This window comes from Sphingobium limneticum, from assembly GCF_008710165.1.
GTDB lineage: Bacteria > Pseudomonadota > Alphaproteobacteria > Sphingomonadales > Sphingomonadaceae > Sphingobium > Sphingobium limneticum.
Genome location: NZ_VYQA01000001.1, coordinates 39,689 through 59,181 on the forward strand (window position 1 = coordinate 39,689; position 19,493 = coordinate 59,181).

The 19,493-nt window shown below is 64.9% G+C and carries 15 protein-coding genes; 6 read left to right on the forward strand and 9 right to left on the reverse strand.

Annotated elements, in window-relative coordinates:
* Window positions 1-6 precede the first annotated feature (6 nt).
* The 7 genes from F4U95_RS00140 to F4U95_RS00170 form a co-directional block, all read right to left on the reverse strand.
* On the reverse strand, window positions 7-726 hold the full coding sequence (locus F4U95_RS00140; RefSeq protein ID WP_120253007.1) for a FadR/GntR family transcriptional regulator: 720 nt from the start codon (window positions 724-726) through the stop codon (window positions 7-9).
* Window positions 723-1,490: an AraC family transcriptional regulator gene (locus tag F4U95_RS00145; RefSeq protein ID WP_120253546.1), complete on the reverse strand. Its 768-nt coding sequence runs from the start codon at window positions 1,488-1,490 to the stop codon at window positions 723-725. The genes F4U95_RS00140 and F4U95_RS00145 overlap by 4 nt, the downstream gene beginning before the upstream one ends.
* A 57-nt stretch (window positions 1,491-1,547) precedes the next feature.
* Entirely contained in the window at window positions 1,548-2,876 is a 1,329-nt protein-coding gene (locus tag F4U95_RS00150) for an MFS transporter (protein WP_232016228.1), read from the reverse strand.
* Window positions 2,877-2,957: 81 nt separating this feature from the next.
* Entirely contained in the window at window positions 2,958-4,361 is a 1,404-nt protein-coding gene (locus F4U95_RS00155) for an FAD-binding oxidoreductase (RefSeq protein WP_120253008.1), read from the reverse strand.
* A 4-nt stretch (window positions 4,362-4,365) separates the two neighbouring features.
* Window positions 4,366-6,450 (reverse strand): TonB-dependent receptor, encoded by a 2,085-nt coding sequence (locus F4U95_RS00160; protein WP_232016230.1) that lies wholly within the window; start codon window positions 6,448-6,450, stop codon window positions 4,366-4,368.
* 278 nt (window positions 6,451-6,728) lie between these two features.
* Complete coding sequence (locus tag F4U95_RS00165) at window positions 6,729-7,490, reverse strand: SDR family NAD(P)-dependent oxidoreductase (protein WP_120253009.1); 762 nt, start codon at window positions 7,488-7,490, stop codon at window positions 6,729-6,731.
* A 12-nt stretch (window positions 7,491-7,502) separates the two neighbouring features.
* The gene (locus tag F4U95_RS00170) at window positions 7,503-8,981 is read right to left on the reverse strand and encodes a carboxylesterase/lipase family protein (protein WP_120253010.1); all 1,479 of its coding nucleotides are present in this window, start codon (window positions 8,979-8,981) and stop codon (window positions 7,503-7,505) included.
* 245 nt (window positions 8,982-9,226) lie between these two features.
* Here F4U95_RS00170 and F4U95_RS00175 point away from each other — a divergent pair, with 245 nt between their 5' ends.
* The 3 genes from F4U95_RS00175 to F4U95_RS00185 are packed head-to-tail and all read left to right on the forward strand — an operon-like array spanning window position 9,227 to window position 11,357.
* The gene (locus tag F4U95_RS00175) at window positions 9,227-9,535 is read left to right on the forward strand and encodes a ketohydroxyglutarate aldolase (protein WP_120253011.1); all 309 of its coding nucleotides are present in this window, start codon (window positions 9,227-9,229) and stop codon (window positions 9,533-9,535) included.
* Window positions 9,532-11,040 carry a PepSY-associated TM helix domain-containing protein gene (locus F4U95_RS00180; RefSeq protein WP_120253012.1) on the forward strand — a complete coding sequence of 503 codons (1,509 nt, stop codon included), beginning with the start codon at window positions 9,532-9,534 and terminating at the stop codon, window positions 11,038-11,040. The genes F4U95_RS00175 and F4U95_RS00180 overlap by 4 nt, the downstream gene beginning before the upstream one ends.
* Window positions 11,037-11,357 carry a DUF3325 family protein gene (locus tag F4U95_RS00185; RefSeq protein WP_120253013.1) on the forward strand — a complete coding sequence of 107 codons (321 nt, stop codon included), beginning with the start codon at window positions 11,037-11,039 and terminating at the stop codon, window positions 11,355-11,357. Before F4U95_RS00180 ends, F4U95_RS00185 begins: the two co-directional genes overlap by 4 nt.
* Here F4U95_RS00185 and F4U95_RS00190 read toward each other — a convergent pair.
* Together F4U95_RS00190 and F4U95_RS00195 are read right to left on the reverse strand one after the other, a co-directional pair.
* Window positions 11,354-12,721, reverse strand: a complete 1,368-nt coding sequence (locus F4U95_RS00190) for an ATP-binding protein (RefSeq protein WP_120253014.1) — start codon at window positions 12,719-12,721, stop codon at window positions 11,354-11,356. The two genes, F4U95_RS00185 and F4U95_RS00190, sit on opposite strands and share 4 nt — an antisense overlap.
* Entirely contained in the window at window positions 12,718-13,449 is a 732-nt protein-coding gene (locus F4U95_RS00195; RefSeq protein WP_120253015.1) for a response regulator, read from the reverse strand. The genes F4U95_RS00190 and F4U95_RS00195 overlap by 4 nt, the downstream gene beginning before the upstream one ends.
* A gap of 355 nt (window positions 13,450-13,804) precedes the next feature.
* Here F4U95_RS00195 and F4U95_RS00200 point away from each other — a divergent pair, with 355 nt between their 5' ends.
* From F4U95_RS00200 to F4U95_RS00210, 3 genes are read left to right on the forward strand one after another with little or no spacing between them, the layout of a single operon-like run.
* Window positions 13,805-14,935 (forward strand): efflux RND transporter periplasmic adaptor subunit, encoded by a 1,131-nt coding sequence (locus F4U95_RS00200; RefSeq protein ID WP_172598871.1) that lies wholly within the window; start codon window positions 13,805-13,807, stop codon window positions 14,933-14,935.
* A 10-nt stretch (window positions 14,936-14,945) separates the two neighbouring features.
* The gene (locus F4U95_RS00205; protein ID WP_120253016.1) at window positions 14,946-18,098 is read left to right on the forward strand and encodes an efflux RND transporter permease subunit; all 3,153 of its coding nucleotides are present in this window, start codon (window positions 14,946-14,948) and stop codon (window positions 18,096-18,098) included.
* Window positions 18,095-19,462, forward strand: coding sequence for an efflux transporter outer membrane subunit (locus F4U95_RS00210; protein WP_120253017.1), 1,368 nt, complete (start codon window positions 18,095-18,097; stop codon window positions 19,460-19,462). Before F4U95_RS00205 ends, F4U95_RS00210 begins: the two co-directional genes overlap by 4 nt.
* The last annotated feature ends 31 nt before the right edge of the window (window positions 19,463-19,493 follow it).

A 19,493-nucleotide genomic window follows, 5' to 3' on the forward strand; every position in this document is an offset into this window, starting at 1 on the left:
TCCGTTTCAGGAGCCGAGCATCTGACCGATGGATGTATCGAAATGCCGGTCGATCGCCGCTGCTGCCCCAGCGGGATCGCGCCGGGCGATCGCCTGCGCCAGATCCATGTGACAGGCCAGGATATCCTGCCGCTGCGTATCGGTCTGTCGCGTTTCCCAAGCGCGCGGCACCGCCGTTTCCATTAGCGGTTCGAAAGATCGCATGATCTGCGCAAACAGCAGGTTTGACGCGGCCTCGGCAATGGCGGTGTGCAGCGCGATATCCTGCCGCGTCACCTGCGCCATATCATGCTGGCCATCCGCCATCGCCTGCGCGATCGACAGGATATGGGCCGCCTGCTCATCCGTGCGGCGCTCCGCAGCAAGGGCAGCGATGCGCAGTTCCAGCGTGCGTCGCACATCCCACACATCGGCGACGCTGACCTGTTCGGTCGACACGGCATGGTCGAGCGAGGCGCCCATCACCGACCCGTCGATCGCCCCTACCCGCGCGCGCCGGCCATTGCCGACGTCGATCAGGCGTAATGCAGCCAGCGCGCCAAAGGCTTCCCGCATCACCGCGCGGCTGACGCCCAGATCGGCGGCGAAGCTGCCCTCGCCCGGCAGCGTGTCGCCCACCTTCATCCCATGGTCGCGAATATGGTCGCGCACGGCCTGGATGGCCCGGTTGACCAGGGAGCCGCCATCTTCGCCCCCGTTTGTTTGGACCGCCCGCGTCGCCATCATGCGGCCAGCCTGTGGGCACGATATTGCGTCGGCGCAACGCCGAAATGGCGGGCGAAGGCACGGGTGAAGCTGGCATTGTTGAGATAGCCGCAACGATAGCCGACCGACGATATCGGCAATTCGGTGGCGATCAGCATGGCGCCCGCCCGGTCGAGCCGCTGGGCCATGATCGCATCCGCCACGGTGCAACCGAACATATCGCGAAAGCCGCGCGTCAGCTTGGCGCGATTGAGGCCGCAGGCGCGCGCGATGCCGTCCAGCGTCAGTTTTTCCGCCCAGCGATCCTCGATCATGCGGCGCGCGCTCAGCAACCGCTCGCTATCCGCGCGGGACAGCAGCGCATCCTGACCGATCGGGACATAGCCCTCCTCCCGTCCGATCCGCAGCAGGTCGCAGAGCAACTCGATACTCTTGGCCAGGCGATAGGGGGTGGCGGCGGCCTCATGCAGGGTGCAATCGCGAATGGCGAGCGCGATGGCGCGCAGCGGTGCCGGCAGATAATAAGCCACGCCCGGCAGCATCGGCACGGCCCCATCCGCCACCCGCGCACAGGCATCGGGCGATACCAGCAGGATCAGGCGATTGCCCCGATCGTCATTCAGATCGTCAAGCGTGGGCCGATCGACCAGTCGGAAGGATGCCGCCTGCCCCACCGCGCCAAAGCCCAGGATGAAGGCGGTGGTCAGGCCGGCGTCATTCGATGGCGTCGCCATTCCCGGCCCAATCAGCGCGATCATTTCGGGCGATATGATGATTCGGTCCATGAACATCCTCTCCTTATCCAGCATCATGACCTATCTGATAGCTTTCGGCAATAGCTATCAGATAGGTTTGACGGGAGATCGCCGCATGGCCAGCCAGAAGGCGCCGAGCGATATGCAGCTGACGGTCACGCCTACCGCCGCCAGCCCCTCACCCAGATGCGCCTCCCCACCCAGCAGCCCGCTGATCGCAGTGACCAGCGTGGGCGCAACGCCGAAACCGATCAGCCCGGCCAGCGCGATGAAGGCACCGATACACAGGCCGCGCACCTCATTGGGCAACATCACCGTTAGCGCGACCGACGTGATGAGGCCGGTAATCGTGCCGCACAGCATCAGCGCGCCCAGAGCCACGGCAAAGCTGGGGATACCCGGCATGATCGGAAAGAGCGCGGCGGGAATGCCGAGGCCAGCGGCAATCACCGCCCCGATCAGCAGGCCGCCCTTTCGGCCGCTCTTCTGCCCGATATCGGCCGCGACGCCGCCCAGGACCGATCCGACCACCCCGGTCAGGAAGATGAGGCTGCCCATCCATCCGGCAAAATCGGGCGGGGCGAGGCCATAGCTGCGCGACAGGACCGGCGAGGCCCAGATGGCGGCGGCGGCATCGGCCATCACCACGCTGACCTGCCCGATGAACAGCGGGGCGAGGAAGGCGCGACGCGACCAAAGTTCGGCGACCACGACACGCCAGGGGGCATGGATGCCCGCCGCCACTTCGCGCCGTGCAGGTTCACGCAGCAGGAACATCGGCAGGACCAGCGCGGCGCTGATCGCGGCCAGCGCATAATGGGTGGCGCGCCAGGGGGCGACGTCGGCGAACAGGGCCCCGGCGGCGCGATGCAGGAACAGGCTGAGCAGCCAACCGGCCAGCGCGAAGGCCCCCGCCTGCCCCAATGCCTTGCCCAGGGTCACGATCAGCAGCGCCCTGCCCCGCTGATGCGGCGGACAGAAGTCGGCGCAGAGCGACAACGCAGCAGTCAGCGCGCCGGTGGTGCCGATGCCCGCCAGCATGCGCGCAAGAAAGAGCATGGCGACGTTCTGGGCCGTGGCGGTCAGGAAGGTGCCGACCGTCCAGACCATAGCCAGGCCGATGAACAGCCGCAGCCGGTTGGTGCGATCCACCAATAACCCGATGGGTATGGAAAAGAGCAGCAGCGGCACGGCGGCGGCAACGCCCTGCACCAGCGACAGTTGAAAGTCGCTGAGCGCCATTTCCGCCTTCGCGCCCTCCTGCACCATGCTGAACGATCCCATCATGGTGAAGCCGGCCGCCATCGCCAGCGCCAGGATCAGCAAGGATGGCAGGATGCGCAGGAAGGATGGACTGTGGGCGCCCGACATGGGGCGAAGCGCCGGATCGACGAGCGGCAGACTGGTCATGGCCATCCTTTTTCCTGTGATGCCCGGCCGCGCCAAGGGGAACCGGCGCGGCCGGGCAGTTTAGCCCCCCGGCTAAACATGCCTGTCTCAGAAGGTGAAAATCTTGCCCGGATTGAACAGATTCTGCGGGTCCAAGGCCCGCTTGATGACGCGCATCAGGTCGACCGCCTCACCCAGTTCATCCACCAGGCAATGTTGTTTGCCAAGGCCGATGCCATGTTCGCCGGTGCAGGTGCCGTCCATCGCCAGCGCCCGGTCGACCAGCCGCTGGTTGATCGCTTCAACCTCCACCATCTCTTCCGGCGCGTTGGGATCGATGGAGAAGATGACGTGGAAATTGCCGTCGCCGACATGGCCCAATATCGTCGCGGGCAGGCTGGCCTTGTCCAGATCCTCGCGCGTTTGAGTGATGCATTCGGCGAGCCGGCTGATCGGTACGCACACGTCCGTCGCCCATCCGATCGCGCCGGGCCGCATGTTGACGGCGGCATAATAGGCCTCGTGCCGGGCCTTCCATAATTTGGAGCGTTGTTCGGGCAGGTTCGACCAGCGAAATTCACCCCCGCCATTCATGGCGGCGATTTCTTCCACTGTCCGAACCTGCTCGTCCACATAGGATTGCGACCCGTGGAACTCGAAGAACAGGGTGGTCAGCTCCGGATAGTCGAGCTTCGACCAGCGATTGACCGCGCGCATCTGCGCATCGTCCAATATCTCCACTCGCGCCAGCGGCACGCCGATCTGGATCGACTGCACCACCGTGTCGACCGCGCCCTGCAAGCTGTCGAAACTGCATACGGCCGAAGATATCGCTTCGGGGATGGCATGCAGGCGCAACGTCACTTCGGTGATGATGCCCAGCGTCCCTTCGCTGCCGATCATCAACCGGGTCAGGTCATAGCCGGCCGCAGACTTGCGCGCGCGCCGCGCCGTCCGGATGATCTTGCCGTCCAGCGTCACCACCTTCAGGCTCAGAATGGCTTCGCGCATCGTCCCGTAACGCACGGCATTCGTTCCTGAAGCTCGCGTGGCCGCCATGCCGCCGATGGTGGCGTTGGCCCCCGGATCGATCGGGAAGAACAGGCCCTGATCGCGCAGATGCTCGTTCAATTGTTCGCGCCGCACGCCCGCCTGCACGGTACAGTCGAAATCCTCCTGATTGACCTCAATAATGGCGTCCATCCGGCTGAGATCGATGGTGATTCCGCCCATGACCGGGATCGTGTTACCCTCGATCGAGGTACCCGCGCCGAAGGGGATGATCGGCACCCCCGCCCCCACGCACAGCTTGACGAGGGCCGCCACTTCCTCGGTCGTCGCGGCGAAGACCACCGCATCGGGCAGCACCGGCTCGAAATGGGCTTCGCTCTGGCCATGTTGCAGGCGGATCGCCTCCCCCGTGGCCAGCCGGTCCCCGACAAGGGCCCCGACCCGATCGAGGAAACCGTCCGGCAGGGGCTTGCGCGGCAGCAGGGGCGTGTGGGCGCTCATCGGATCAGAACTTGAAGCTGGCGCGGACGCCATAGCGGCGCAGATCGCCGATAATGCCCAGGTCCGATGCCGGCAGGCCGGCCAGCTGCAACGTCGTCTTTTCGATATAGGAGTCGAAATATTTCTTGTTGAACAGGTTGTTCCCGAACACCGCGAATTCGATGCCCTTCGCCGTGGCGAAGGTGATGGAACCGTTGACCACGGCATAGCCCTTCAGGAAAGTCGGCGTGGTCTGATTCAGCGTCGCGGCCAGCCGCTTGCTTTTGCCGTTCAGACTGGCGTTGAAGGTCAGCTTGTTGTCGCCCAGCGGCACGACATAGTCGCTGCTGATATTATAGAGCCAGTCGGGCTGGAAGGTCAGATGGTCGCTCGACAAGGTCCGGTTGGTGACGTCGGTATATTCCGAGGAGTCGACCAGCCGGGCGTGCATATAGGTCAGGCCGCTGGAGATGGTCCAATTGTCGGTCGGCCGCACCCGCGCTTCCAGCTCCGCGCCATAGCTATGGACATGGCCGGCATTGAGATCGACCGTCACCAGCCCGCCGGTGCTGCTCGGCGCGACGCTGTTCAGGCCGATATAATGTTTGTAATCGCTGAAGAAGATGTCACCCGACAGGCTGAAGGCGGACGTCGCATATTTTGTGCCCACTTCATAAGTCCAGGCGCTATCCCCTTGATAAGTACGGACCGGGGCCGTGGGCGCATTGAAGCCGCCACCGCGATAGCCGCGCGCGACCGAGGCGTAGGTCATCAGGCTGGGGTTCCAGTGCCGGGTGATCGACAGGCGCGGTTCCACCTCGTTTGATTTCAGGCGCGGCGCGCCCAATGCCCGGCGGCTCTCATGATCGTAACGCATGCCGAGCGCGACTTCCCAATCGCTGGTTGGCTTCCAGAAGACGGTGCCGAAGGCCGCATAAGTGTCCCCGACCCGATGGTCGGACGACGGCAGCACCAGGCCGAAGGGCACGATGGTGTTGGCGCCCGCCGCGTCGAACGTTTCGCGGCTGTAGAACAGGCCGAACAACGTCGAGAGTTGCTCATTCAGCGTGGTGTCGAACCGCAGTTCCACCGTCTTTGTGCGCAATTGATCCTTGCCGCTCGAACGGACGACATTGGCCGGGCCGAAATCGCCGTCGCTGTCGGGTGAATTGGTGTCGCGCGCATCATAAGCGGCGAGCAGCGTGACGCGGGTATCGATCGCCTCGATCGGCGCCTCGATCCGGGCATTGACGCCGCGATATTTATAGGTGGTGATGCCGGTCGTGTTGAAATTATTGTTGCGGGAATAATCGGTCGGGCCGCTGACCCAAGCATAGGGGACGTTGTGGCCCTTGATCCAGTCATAATAGCCGTTGACCGCGACCACCACCTCATTGCCCGGCGTGAAGCGCAGCGTACCGCTGACCGAATCCGTGTTCAGGCTGTTGCTGTGCCCGCCCACGGTGGTGTTGCGGATGAAGCCGTCCTGCTGGCGATGGGCGCCGCCGATGCGGATGGCCAGCTTGTCCTGTACGATCGGGGCGGACACGGAGCCGGACACCAGCCAGCTATTGTCCGGGCCGGCATAGCTGGCCGCGCCGCGCGCCTCGAAATCATTGCCGGGCTGGCGGGTGATGACGTTGATCGCGCCGCCCAGCGTATTCTTGCCATAAAGCGTCCCCTGCGGCCCGCGCAGCACCTCGATCCGCTCGACATCGAGCAGCGGGTTGTTGAGATAGGCGGTGTTGGGCCGATAGATGCCGTCGATAAACAGGCCCACGCCCGGCTGCACCGTCTGCACCAGCGTGACGCCGACGCCGCGGATCGACACGAAGGCGCGTCCCGCACCATCGCTGGAGATATTGAGGCCGGGCGACAAAGCAGCGGCTTCACGGACACTGTTGATATTCTGCCGTGCAAGGGTGTCGCCGCTGATCGCGGTCACCGCGACCGGCACGTCCAGCAGCGTTTCCTGTCGCTTGCGCGCGGTGACGATGATATCGGAATTGCCATCTGCCGTGGCGGCTGGCGCGCCCTGCGCCTGGGCTGCGGCGGGCAGGGACGCGGCGATCGCGACACCGGCAAATAGCATAGCCTTCAACTTCATCATTCTCTCCTCCCGCTGCCCGAGGGAATCATGTCCTTCGGATCTTATCTGGGCTTATCTGATAGGTACAGCTTTCAGATAGGTTTGGGGAGATAGTCGATTATGCCGTTCGGGTCGATCGCTTCGCGGATCGGATCGAGCTTTTATCTGTCCAACTCGCTGTCGCATTGGTTGCCCGGCATTTCTTGCACATCGTCATTGCGAGCGCAGCGAAGCAATCCACGTAGCGCTATGTGGATTGCTTCGCTGCGCTCGCAATGACGAAAGCTAGGTACGCAACGTTACCAGCAGCTATAGCCGCCATCCGCCAATACGATGCTGCCGGTCATCAGGCTGGCCGCGTCGGACGCGAGGAAGGCGACGACCGACGCCACTTCCTCCACCTCGCCCAGCCGGCCCATCGGCGTCGAATCGATCCAGCGCCGATACATAGGCCCTTCCTTGTCTGCGAACTCGTTGAGCGGCGTGCGGATATAGGTGGGCGCCACCGCATTGACCCGCACGCCCCGGTCGGCCCATTCCGCCGCCAGGCTCTTGGTCAGTTGATGCACCGCTGCCTTGGACGCATTATAATAGCTTTGCGGTTGCGGCCGGTTGACGATGAAGCCGCTCATCGACCCCACATTGACGATGCTGCCCCGCCCCCGCTTGAGCATGTGCCGACCAAAGGCACGGGCGCACCAGAAGGTGCCGTTCAGATTGACGTCCAGCACGTTTCGCCAATGGTCATCCGCGACCGCCTCCGCTGGCGTGTCGCTGCGCGCGATGCCGGCATTGTTGACGAGGATGTCGATCGCGCCCATCCGGTCTGCGATACCCGTTACCGCCTCGCTGTCGATCACGTCCATCACGACGCTTTCGGCATCCAGCCCTTTTGTCCGCAGGCTCGCGATTGCCGCGTCGATCTGCTCCAGCTTCAGGTCTGCGATCGTCACCGCCGCGCCCATTTCACCCAACGCCTCGACGCAGGCCAGGCCGATGCCGCTCGCCCCGCCGGTCACGAGTGCGCGTCGTCCATCCAGTTTCAATCGTTCCAGATACATGGGGTCAGTCCTTCAGGGCATGTAGGGCGCGGCGGGCATGGGCGCTTCCTGCACCGCCTCCCCCGCCGCGAGTTGATAGACCAGCCGGTCGTCTTGGGTGAACGGCGCCCAAGGCAGGCGGCCGTCGGTGGCGAAATCGACCCATATGCGATGCACGCTATCCGCCAGCGCCTGCGGCGGCGCCTCCCCGCACATCCCCTCCGGCCCGGTCACGCTGGCCAGCGTACCGAAGACGAAGGGCAGTTCCATGGCATGGGCCGCGCCCAGACCACCGAAGAGCGGCGATCGCCATGCGAACTCATACATATGGGTGCGCCCGCGATGCTCCTCGGCAAAGCGGCGAGCGGGCCAGCGAAAGACGAGATCGTGCATCGCATCGGTAAAGGCATGGCCGGGCTTCTTGCCAGCCGCCCCCATGCCATAGGCCCTGAGCAGCTTGCGCGCATGCGGCTGATGCTTGTGCACGAACCAGGTGGCGAGCAGCCGGCCGATCTTTTCCCGAACACCGGTAGGGATGAAATAAAGGTTCATCTCCTCTGCATTGGTGCCGATCAGCAGGTCGACCTCCGCCCCCACACCGACCTTCAATGCGGCGAGCGCCTTATGCGGCAGTACATCGTCGCCATGGACCGGGATGAAGCGACTGATGCCGAACACCGGCTCGCGCCCATCCTTGTCGCGCAGGTCGACCCGCGCCGTCGGCTGGCTGACCTTCTCGATCGCATCCAGCATATCGCCGGGCGCGATCGATCGGAAGCCGTCTGCGTCCGGCGAGATTCGCAGCCGCTTTGCCAGCGCTTTGACCAACCGCTGCGCCACACCGATATCGCGCGTCATCGCGCCATGGCCGCTTTGCACGATGGCCCGGCGAAACAAGCCTTTCGCCAGTGGCGAGGTGACGAGATTGGCGACCGACATGGCCCCGGCGGATTCGCCGAAGACGGTGACATTGGCCGGATCGCCGCCAAAGGCCGCGATATTGTCACGCACCCATTGCAGCGCGAAAATCTGGTCGCGCAGGCCAAGGTTGGTGGGGATGCCGGGAATGGGCAGAAAGCCTTCGACGCCGAGCCGGTAATTGATCGCCACCAGCAGAACGCCGTCGCGCGCAAAGGCGCTGCCATCCTGCACCGGCGCATCCTTGCTGCCGACCACGAAGCCGCCGCCATGGATGAAGACCATGACCGGCAGGCCCGTCATATCGCCGGCGGGCTTCCAGATATTGAGCGTCAGATAATCGTCGCCCGGGTTCCAGCCATTGCCCACCAGTGCCTCGACATCGACGCCAGGTACCGCGCGCACGCGTTGCGGCGCGGTGGCGCCCGGCTCCAGCGCATCCCGCACACCGCTCCACGCCGGCACCGGTTGCGGCAGGGCGAAGCGACGATCGCCGACCGGGGGCGCCGCATAGGGGACACTCAGGAAGCGGGCAACGCCGTCATGAACGGCGCCCCGCACCGGCCCAGCCACCGTGGGCACGATCATGTCCATCCATCCGCTCCTCTTCGCTTTGGGGCGCAGTTTAAAGCGGGACCAACGCATGGAGGAGCGAAATAGCTTTGCCGCGCGGCACGGCGACGCTGCTCAGCGGATGCGGCGAAGACGGTGGCTGCTCCTTCGCTAATGCAATTGACTTGCATCGGGCTGCTCGGCTACCCGGCCGAAGCACCCATGGAAATCGTCTGCATGCCCGCTTCTGTCCGATCCATTCCGGCCACATTCTGGACCCTGGCGGGTTGAGCAAGGCAGCCGCCCGTCCTGTGCGCAGCGGCTGGCGCTATCGCGCCAATGTCGCGCTGCGCACGCTGGCCGGGACGGTCGGCGCCTATGGCGTGGCGGCGTTGACGGCGGCGGCATTGGCCCGAACCCTGCCGATGGCGCGGGTGGAGGCGGTGACGATCGCGACACTGATCGCCTATCTGGTGGCGCCCGCCGTTACCATCTGGGCCTTTCTGGCGCGCGGACCATGGCGCGCGCTAGCCGGCGTGGGGATTGCGGCGCTGCTGCTGGGCGGCGTCGGCTGGATCGCAGGACAGCCGGCATGAGCGGAACGAGCGCCATGATCCGCGACGGGGCGCGGCAGGCGATGGCGTGGCTGCATGGCTGGACCGGGTTGCTGCTCGGCCATATCCTCTTCATCATGTGCCTTGCCGGCACGCTCAGCGTGTTCAGGCCGGAAATCAGTCGCTGGATGCGCCCGGAAGTCAGCGGGCAGTCTGATCCGATCCGCGCCATCAACGCCGCGACCAACTGGCTGTCGGCGAATACGACGGGGTCGGCCGGCTGGTATCTGGCCGCGCCCGATGGCCGCTCGAACGTGGTGGAGGCGACCTATGACAGCGGCGGCGCCTATTTCAGCCGCGCGCTCGATCCGCTGAGCGGTGCCCCCGTCGCGCGCGACACGCTGGGTGGCGAATTTTTCTATCGCCTGCATTTCGAACTGGAACTGCCCTATCCCTGGGGCCGGTTGCTCGCGTCGCTGGCGGCGATGCTGATGCTGGTGGCCATCATTACCGGCATCATCGCGCATAAGCGTTTCTTCAAGGATATCTTCACCTTCCGCCCGGCCAAGGGGCAACGCTCCTGGCTGGACGGCCATAATGCGCTGGGCGTCCTGTCCCTGCCCTTCCACATCATGATCACCTTTACCGGTCTGTTGACGCTGGCGTCGCTCAACATGCCCTGGGGCATGACGGCGGGCTATGGCGAGAATCTCATGGCGCTCTACAGCGACCTGACCCCCGGCGCGGTAACGAAGGCGCCGACCGGAACCAAGGCGCCGCTCGCCCCTATCGGCCCGATGCTGGCGCAAGCGCAGCGCCATTTCGCCGGCGCACCGGTGGGCCGGGTCTATATCTTCAATCCGGGTGACACAGGTGCGGTGGTGACCGTCTATCCGGTCGAAACCGCGTCGATCGGCTATCTGCCTGCCGAAATCAGCTTCGACGGCGCTACGGGCACAGTGCTGAAGGCCTGGACGGAGCAACGCCCGGCCATCCGCACCTACCAGACCATATACGGCCTGCACATGGCGCATTTCGCGCCGCTCCTGACCCGCTGGCTCTATTTCCTGGGCGGCGCGATGCTGACGTTGGCGGTTGCGAGCGGGATGGTTCTATGGATCGTCAAGCGGCGCGAGCGGGCGCCATTGTCGATCGGCAACCGGATGCTGGAACGGCTGAACGTCGGTGGCCTTGTGGGCGTCCCGATCGGCATGGTGGCCTTCCTCGTCGCCAATCGCCTGCTGCCTTTGGGCATGACCGCGCGGGCCGAAGCCGAAGTATCGGTTGCCTTGTGGAGCGCAGGCGCGGCGCTGTTGCTGGGCCTTGCCCTCACGCCGAAGCTGGGCTGGCCGTTGCTGCTCGGCCTGTTGTCGCTGCTCTGCGTGCTGGCCGCCTTTCTGGCGCCGATCTGGGCGAGCGATGTCATGCTGGTGACAGGCAACGCTATGCTGATGGCGACGGCGGTGGCGCTCGGTCTGCTGGTGTGGAAACATATCCGCCGCCGCAGTGCGCCCACCCCGGTTCGCCGCAGGGTGGTGCCAGCATGATGCTGACCGCCGGCCTGCTCTATCTATCCCTGTTCGCGCTGGCGGCGCGGATGCAGCGGCATCGCCCGCTTCTACTGACGACATGGCAGAAACGGCCCTTCGTCGCCCATCTGGAACTGGCAGGCTGGACCTTGTTCGGCTTGTCGCTGCTCAGCCTGTGTTTGTGGCAGGATAGCGGCATGGCGCTGGTCGCCTGGATCGGATTGCTGCCGCTGCTCGGCGGGATCCTGTTGCTGGGCATGACCTATCGCCCGGCGATCCCCCGCGCCGGTGTCCCGATTGCCGGCCTGCTGCTGGTCGCGGGTCTGCTGGTCTAACCCTTCATGTCGATGGTGGCGATAAGGCCGCCATCCTCGGCGTTGCGCAGCCGCACGGACGCCTCGAAACTCATCGCCAGCGACCGGCTGATGGTGAGGCCAATACCGGTACCATGGCGGCCACCCGGCTGGCTGCTGGGTCCGCGCGTGAAGGGTTCGAACATCTGGTCGAGCTGGTCGGCGGGAATGCCGGGGCCATGATCGCGCACATGGATCAACAGCCGTCCACCGGTTCGGGCGCAACTGATTTCCGCGCTGCCGCCATATCTGACGGCGTTATCGACCAGATTGGCGATGCAGCGGGTCAGCGCATTGGGCTTCACCCGCACGGTGCCGCCGCATCCGGTCAGGAAGCGCACCGGCGCACCCAGTTCCTCGGCATCCTCGGCTATGCTGGTCAGCAGGGAATCGATGTCGAGCGAAGACCATTCCTCTCGAGCCTCTATGCTGCTGGCCAGATCCAGCCCTTCGCGCACCAGCGTCTGCATCGCCTGATGATCGGCCAGCAGGCGCGCGCGCAACTCCTCATTCTCCACCAGTTCCAGCCGCAACCGCAGCCGGGTAAGCGGTGTCTGGAGATCATGGCTGATCGCGGCCAGCAATTGCGTGCGTTCGGCAAAGCCTGCGCGAGCGCGGCGCTGCATCAGGTTGAAGGTGGAAAGCGCCGCGCGCACTTCCTCCGGCCCCTTCTCCGGAATTTCCTCCGGATCGAGCGACACGGAAAATGCTTCCGCCGCCTGCTCCAGACGGCGAAGCGGTTTCGACACGATACGACCCACCAATATGGCCAGCCCCGCCGACGATGCGATGATGACGATCAGATAGAGCGGATTGAAGACGGTGCTGGGCGGCTTCGCCATGCGCGGGAAGCTGAGCGCGATCGCCCGCCTTTGTCCGATCCCGTCGGTATAGCGGATGACCCAACAGTCCGGACGCGGCGCGTCGACCAGCCCGGCCAGCAACTCCTTCGTCTTGTAGCGATCGGGATAGCAAAGGCCGATCGGCACCTGCCCCGCTTCGGGTTGCGATTGCGGTCCCAGGCGCGATTGCAGCAGGGTTTCGAGGTCGGCATCCTGTTCGTTCAGGCTGATGCCTTCCGGCGCTGGGGAGGCGCCGATGATATTATGCGTGGCCATCATCGTCTCGATCCGCCGTGGATCACGGCGAAAGCGCTCCGCGACATCGAGCGCGCTGGCCAGCACGCGCTGGCGACGGATGCGCTCGAAATCATGATGCCGGGTCTGTTCCGCCACCAGCAGAGCCACGATCGCCGCGACCGACATGCCCAGCGTCAGGATCAGGAAAATCTGCCCCGCCATCGATCGGAAGAAGCTGCGGGCGCGCCCGATCGCCGTCCGGATCATGAATGGTCCACCGTGCAGGCCAGGACATAGCCTTCGCCACGCACCGTCAGGATCAGGTCTTCGCCACCCGGCAGCGTCGCCAGCTTGTGCCGCAGCCGGCTGATCTGAAGGTCGATCGACCGGTCGAACGCGGCGGTGGCGCGGCGTTCGGGGAGCAGCGTCTCCCGGTCCAGCACGATATTGGGTTCATCGATGAAGCGGCTGAGCAAGCGAAATTCGGCAGAAGACAGCATCACCAGCCGGTCGTCCGGCGCGATCAGCCGCCGCTGTACCATATCGACCCGCCACGGGCCGATATGGGCGTAGCGCATGGTCGCGGCGGGGCGTGTGGTCGGGCCTGTTCGCGCCCGGCGCAGCAGATTGCGGATGCGGACCAGCAATTCGCGCGGCTCGAACGGCTTGGTCAGATAGTCGTCCGCGCCCAATTCCAGCCCCAATACCCGGTCGATCGCACTGCCCCGCGCCGTCACCATGATGATCTGCACGTCCGACCCGTCCGCCCGCAGTTCGCGGCATAGCGAAAGGCCGTCGCCATCGGGCAGGTTGAGGTCGAGGACGATCAGGTCGACATCCTCGTCGCGCAGCGTCTGGCGCAGTTCGGCAAGGTTGGCGGCGGCCAGCAGCCGGTAATTTTCCTGCCGCAACTGGCCCACGATCAGGTCGCGAATATCGGCGTCGTCATCGACCACCAGTACGGTGGCGGGACGGAAGGAGGATGCATCGGCCATGCCCCGTCCTAACGCGCGATCCTTTAAAAGTCTGCGCCTCTTCGCCGCTGATACAGGCCGATACAAAGCGATACGCAGAAGTGCGGATCGGCAACTTATCGTGGCAATTGGAAAATAACTCGCTCTATCATGTGACGGACAAAGCCGCGATGAGGACGCTGTCGGCCTCCCCCGCCGACACAAGAGAGTCCTTGCGATGCCTGTCCCTGCCATCTTGGTCGGGATCCGGTACAGCGGGCCGCCCGATCGCGCACATCCCCTCCCTCCCCCTTGTGCGTCCGGGACGGTTTCACCGTTGCGCCGGTGGGCATCGCAGGGGCCAGTCAGACCCGTCGACGAGGATGAACGTTCAGCCATGCCTATCGCCACCCTGCATATTCTTCGGGTCGCTCCCATCGCTCTGGCGTTCAGCCTTGCGGCATGCGGACAGCAAAAGCCGCCGGAAAAGGGGCCGGTGGAAGTAGGCGTCGTGACGCTGACGGCGCAGAACACCACGGTGTCGAGCGAACTGCCCGGCCGCACCGTGTCCACCATGATGTCGGAAGTGCGTCCGCAGGTGGCGGGCCTGATCCAGAAGCGCTTCTTTACCGAAGGCGCGATGGTGACCGCCGGCCAGCCGCTCTATCAGATCGACGCGCGTCTTTATCGCGCATCGCGGGACGAGGCGCAGGCCAGTCTGGCGAGCGCGCAGGCAACCGCCGTGGCGGCTCAGGCGAAGGCGCAGCGCTATCGCACGCTGGGCGACACCGAAGCGGTCAGCGCGCAGGATCGCGACGATGTGATCGCCACCGCGCGGCAGGCGCAGGCCGCGGTACAGCAGGCCCGCGCCAGCCTTCAGACGAACAGCGTCAACCTGGACTTCACGCTGGTGCGTGCGCCGATCAGCGGACGCATCGGCCGCACGCTCTTCACGCCCGGCGCGTTGGTGACGACCAGCCAGGCCGATCCGCTGACCACGATCCAGCAACTCGACCCCATCTATGTCGACGTGACCCAGTCCAGTTCGCAGATATTGGCGCTGCGCCGATCGCTGGCGGCGGGCAAGACCTTGCCGGCCAGCGCGACCATCCGGCTGAAGCTGGACGATGGCAGCGACTATCCGCAGGAAGGCCGGATGGAATTTGCCGAACCGATCGTGGACGTGAACAGCGGCACGGTGACATTGCGTGCCCGCTTTCCGAATCCCGACGGCCTGCTGATGCCCGGCATGTTCGTGCGCGTGGTCGCGCCGCAATCGGTGGTGCCCGGCGCGATTCTCGCCCCGCAACAGGGTATCAGCCGCGATCCCAAGGGCAACGCCACCGCGCTGGTCGTGAACAAGGCGAATAAGGTCGAACGCCGCACCGTCACCGCCGCACAGGCGATCGGCGACAAATGGCTGATCACGGCGGGCCTCAAGGCCGGCGACCGGCTGATCGTGGAGGGCACCGACAAAGTGCAGCCCGACGCCGTCGTCAAGCCCGTCGCCGTCAAGTCGACGAAGTAGGAGCCGTCCCTTGTTGAGCCGCTATTTCATCGAACGTCCGATCTTCGCCTGGGTCATCGCCATCGGCATCATGCTGGCGGGCCTGGGGGCGATGCTGTCGCTGCCGATCGCCCAATATCCCGATATTGCCCCACCCGGCGTCGGCATCAGCGCGACCTATCCCGGCGCGTCGGCCGAAACCGTGGAAACCAGCGTCACGCAGGTGCTGGAACAGCAACTGACCGGCATTGACGGCCTGATGTATTTCTCTTCCTCGTCCACCGCGACGGGGCAGGCGCGCATCACCGTCACCTTCCAGAAGGGCACCGATCCAGACACCGCGCAGGTGCAGGTGCAGAACCGGGTGCAGCAGGCATTGAGCCGCCTGCCCAATGCGGTGCAGCAGCAGGGCCTGTCCGTCACCAAGCAGCAGACCGACTTCCTGATGCTGGTCGGCCTCTATGACGAGACGGATAGCGCGACGCAGGCGGACATCGCCGACTATCTGGTCAATAATTTCCAGGATCCGATCGCGCGTATCGACGGCATCGGCGCGACCCAGATTTTCGGGTCGCAATATGCGATGCGGGTGTGGCTGGACCCCTATAAGCTGGCCGCCGTCAAGCTGATGCCGTCCGACGTCCAAACCGCGATCCGCGCACAGAATGTCGAAGTGTCCGCCGGCCAGATCGGCGCCGACCCCGCACCCGCCAACCAGCAGATCAACGCCACGGTGACGGCGCGGGCACGCCTCCAGACGCCGGAGCAATTCCGCAATATCATCGTCAAGACGCAGACCGACGGGTCGATCGTCCATCTGTCCGATGTGGCGCGGGTGGAACTGGGCAATGAAAGCTACAGCACGGCGGCGCGGCTGAACGGCCATCCGGCCTCGGGCGTCGCGTTGCAGCTGGCGCCGGGCGCCGACGCGCTCAAGACCGCCGAACTGGTCAAGGCCAAGGTTGCCGAACTCTCGTCCAGCCTGCCGCATGGCTACAAGGTCGTCTATCCGCGCGACACCACCCCCTTCATCAAGCTGTCGGTCGAGGAGGTCATCAAGACCCTGCTCGAAGCGGTCGCGCTGGTCGTGGTGGTGATGTTCGTCTTCCTGCAAAGCTGGCGCGCGACCTTGGTGCCCGCCATCGCCGTGCCGGTGGTGCTTCTCGGCACCTTCGGCATCCTCGCTTTGTTCGGCTATTCGATCAACACATTGACGCTGTTCGGCATGGTGCTGTCCATCGGCCTGCTGGTCGACGACGCGATCGTCGTGGTCGAAAATGTCGAGCGCATCATGGAGGAGGAAGGGCTTTCCCCGCGCGAGGCGACGATCAAGTCGATGGAGGAGATCGGCAGCGCGCTGGTCGGCATCGCTCTGGTCCTGTCCGCCGTGCTGCTGCCCATGGCCTTTTTCGGTGGGTCGACCGGCGTCATCTACCGCCAATTCTCCATCACCATCGTGTCGTCCATGCTGCTCTCGGTGGTCGTCGCGCTGATCCTGTCGCCCGCGCTCTGCGCCACCCTCCTCAAACCCGCGAGCGAGGAGCATCGCGACAAGGGATGGGCCGGCAAGTTCAATCGCTGGTTCGAGCGGATGACGAACGGCTATGTCCGCCGCACCGAGCAGGTGATGGGCCGGCGCAAGCTGTTCTGGGGCGTCTATATCCTGATATTGGGCCTGCTGGTGCTGGTCTTCGTGCGCCTGCCGTCCAGCTTCCTGCCGGTCGAGGATCAGGGACAGGTCATGGTGCAGGTCACCCTGCCCGCTGGTGCCAAGTCCAGCCGCACCGCTGCCGTCATCGACCAGGTGCAGAATTATTTCCTGAATGACGAAAAGGACAATGTCGCCTTCGCCTTCATCATGACCGGCTTCAGCTTCCAGGGTCAGGGTGAGAATGTGGGGCAAGGCTTCATCAACCTGTCGCCCTGGGACGATCGCAAGGGGGCGGCGAACAATGCGACGGCGATTGCCGGCCGCGCCACCAAGCAACTGGCGGCGATCCGCGATGCCAAGGTGCTGGGCATGACCCCGCCGGCCATTCGCGGCCTCGGCCAGTCGAACGGCTTCACCTTCGAACTGCTCAATAATGGCAGCCTCAGCCGCGCACGCTTCCTGGAGTTGCGCAACCAGCTGATCGAAGCGGCATCGAAAGATCCGATGCTGGCAGGCGTCCGTGCCGCCTCGCTGGAGGATACGCCGCAGCTCAAGGTCGATATCGACAATGAGAAGCTGGCCGTGCTGGGCCTGACCCAGGCCAATGTCGATGCGGTCCTCAGCTCCGCCTGGGGCAGCACTTATGTCAACGACTTCGTCGATCGCGGCCGCGTGAAGCGCGTCTATATGCAGGCCGATGCGCCCTATCGTGCGTTGCCCACCGATATCGACAATTGGATGGTGCGATCGACCGGCACCGGCGAAATGGTGCCCTTCTCCGCCTTTGCGACGACGCACTGGACCATGGGGCCAAGCACGATGTCGCGTTTCAATGGCCTGTCCTCCTTCGAAATACAGGGACAAGCAGGTGCAGGCGCCAGTTCCGGCGACGCGATGGACCGGATCGTCGAACTGCAAAAGCAACTGCCTGCCGGCACCAGCTACGCCTGGAGCGGCCTGTCCTATCAGGAGCAACTATCCGGTGGTCAGGCACCCCTTCTCTACGGCCTGTCGGTGCTGGTGGTCTTCCTCTGCCTCGCTGCCCTTTATGAAAGCTGGTCGATCCCGCTCGCCGTCCTGCTGGTCATTCCCTTGGGTCTGATCGGCGCGGTATTGGCCGTATGGGCGCGAGGCCTGGAGAATAATATCTTCTTCCAGGTCGGTCTGCTGACCACCATGGGGCTGGCCGCAAAGAACGCGATCCTGATCGTCGAATTTGCCGAACTGGCCCACAAACAGGGCAAGGATGCGTGGACATCCGCGCTGGAGGCGGCGCGACTGCGCTTCCGCCCGATCCTGATGACGTCGCTGGCCTTCATCGCCGGCGTCATCCCGCTGGCGATCGCCACTGGCGCCGGCGCCCAGAGTCGCGTCGCGATCGGCACGGCGGTGATCGGCGGCATGACGACCGCGACGGTGCTCGCGATCTTCTACGTGCCGCTCTTCTTCCTCACCATCGCCCGCCTGTTCGGCAGCGACAAGACCAAGTCCACGCCGCCTGCCCCGGCGCCCGACGCAGGAGTCCCGGCATGATGCGCGCTTTCCTCTCCGCCGCGTCGCTGCTGGTGCTGGCCGGCTGTAACATGGCGCCAAATTACGTGCGCCCGGCGATGCCGGTGCCGGCCAACCTGCCGAGCGGGGTAGCCTATGCCCCAGTTCAGGCCGGCGCCAAGGCAGGCCTGCCCTGGACGCAACTGGTCAGCGACACGCGGCTGCATACGGTCATCGAACGGGCACTGGCCAATAATCGCGACCTGCGCGTGGCGATCGCCAACATCCAGTCGGCACGGGCGCAATATAAGGTGCAGCGCGCCGCCCAATTGCCGACGCTCACTGCCGATGCGGCGGCCAGCTTCAGCCGGCAGAATGACAATCGCCAGAACAGCTATAGCGCCGACCTTGGCTTCAGCGCGTTCGAGATCGACCTGTTCGGCCGGGTGCGCAACCTGACGCAATCGGCGCTGGAAACCTATCTGGCGACCGAGGAAGGCGCGCGATCCACGCGCATCACCCTGATCGCCGAAACCGCAACCGCCTATGCGACATTGGCGGCGGATCAGGAATTGCTGGCCCTGTCGCGCGAGACGCAGGCCAGTGCGCAGCGCACGCTGGACCTTACAAGGTCGCTCAACGTCGCCGGGCTGGCGGGCAAGCTGGACGTGCATCAGGCCGAAACCATAGTGGAGCAGGCCGCGTCGGATGTCGCCGCCAATATCACGCAGGTCGCGCAGGATCGCAACGCGCTCGACCTGCTGGTCGGCGCACCGGTAGAGGACGCGCTGCTGCCCCAGTCGCTCGACGGTGTGATCGCGGGCATCGCGAAGGTGCCGGCGGGCCTCACCTCCGACATACTTCTCCAGCGCCCCGACGTGCTGCAGGCCGAACATCAGTTGAAGGCCGCCAATGCCGATATCGGGGCGGCACGCGCCGCGATGTTCCCGACCATCAGCCTGACGTCGGCGATCGGGGTGGCCAGTTCGGCGCTGTCGTCGCTCTTCACCGGCAGCGGCTTTGCCTGGTCGGCCAGCCCGTCCGCCAGACTGCCCATCTTCGGCGGCCCCAATCGCGGCAATCTGGACTATAGCAAGGCGCAGCGTGACCTGTACGTCGCCCAATATGAGAAGGCGGTGCAGACCGCGTTTCAGGAGGTCGCAGACGGCCTTGCGCGGGCCGGTACGATCGACGCGCAGCAGGCGGCGCAGCGCCGGCTGGTGATGGCCAGCCAGCGCGCCTATGATCTGGCGGATCAGCGCTATCGGTCGGGGATCGATACCTTCCTGACGGCGCTTACCAGCCAGCGCGCACTTTATGGCGCGCGCCAGTCGGCTATTGCCACGGACCTGGCGCTGGTGAGTAATCGCGTGCTGCTCTATCGGGTGATCGGCGCCGATCAGTAAGCGTCGATCGCGTCTCTCTCCCTCTTTTCCG

What these genes read in the sequence shown, in the direction of transcription:
- F4U95_RS00200 (WP_172598871.1), top strand. Translation starts at nt 13,805, where the DNA reads ATGCCTATCGCCACCCTGCATATTCTTCGGGTCGCTCCCATCGCTCTG.
- F4U95_RS00150 (WP_232016228.1), bottom strand. Translation starts at nt 2,876, where the DNA reads ATGGCCATGACCAGTCTGCCGCTCGTCGATCCGGCGCTTCGCCCCATG.
- F4U95_RS00190 (WP_120253014.1), bottom strand. Translation starts at nt 12,721, where the DNA reads ATGATCCGGACGGCGATCGGGCGCGCCCGCAGCTTCTTCCGATCGATG.
- F4U95_RS00170 (WP_120253010.1), bottom strand. Translation starts at nt 8,981, where the DNA reads ATGGACATGATCGTGCCCACGGTGGCTGGGCCGGTGCGGGGCGCCGTT.
- F4U95_RS00145 (WP_120253546.1), bottom strand. Translation starts at nt 1,490, where the DNA reads ATGGACCGAATCATCATATCGCCCGAAATGATCGCGCTGATTGGGCCG.
- F4U95_RS00165 (WP_120253009.1), bottom strand. Translation starts at nt 7,490, where the DNA reads ATGTATCTGGAACGATTGAAACTGGATGGACGACGCGCACTCGTGACC.
- F4U95_RS00195 (WP_120253015.1), bottom strand. Translation starts at nt 13,449, where the DNA reads ATGGCCGATGCATCCTCCTTCCGTCCCGCCACCGTACTGGTGGTCGAT.
- F4U95_RS00210 (WP_120253017.1), top strand. Translation starts at nt 18,095, where the DNA reads ATGATGCGCGCTTTCCTCTCCGCCGCGTCGCTGCTGGTGCTGGCCGGC.
- F4U95_RS00155 (WP_120253008.1), bottom strand. Translation starts at nt 4,361, where the DNA reads ATGAGCGCCCACACGCCCCTGCTGCCGCGCAAGCCCCTGCCGGACGGT.
- F4U95_RS00140 (WP_120253007.1), bottom strand. Translation starts at nt 726, where the DNA reads ATGATGGCGACGCGGGCGGTCCAAACAAACGGGGGCGAAGATGGCGGC.
- F4U95_RS00185 (WP_120253013.1), top strand. Translation starts at nt 11,037, where the DNA reads ATGATGCTGACCGCCGGCCTGCTCTATCTATCCCTGTTCGCGCTGGCG.
- F4U95_RS00180 (WP_120253012.1), top strand. Translation starts at nt 9,532, where the DNA reads ATGAGCGGAACGAGCGCCATGATCCGCGACGGGGCGCGGCAGGCGATG.
- F4U95_RS00160 (WP_232016230.1), bottom strand. Translation starts at nt 6,450, where the DNA reads ATGATGAAGTTGAAGGCTATGCTATTTGCCGGTGTCGCGATCGCCGCG.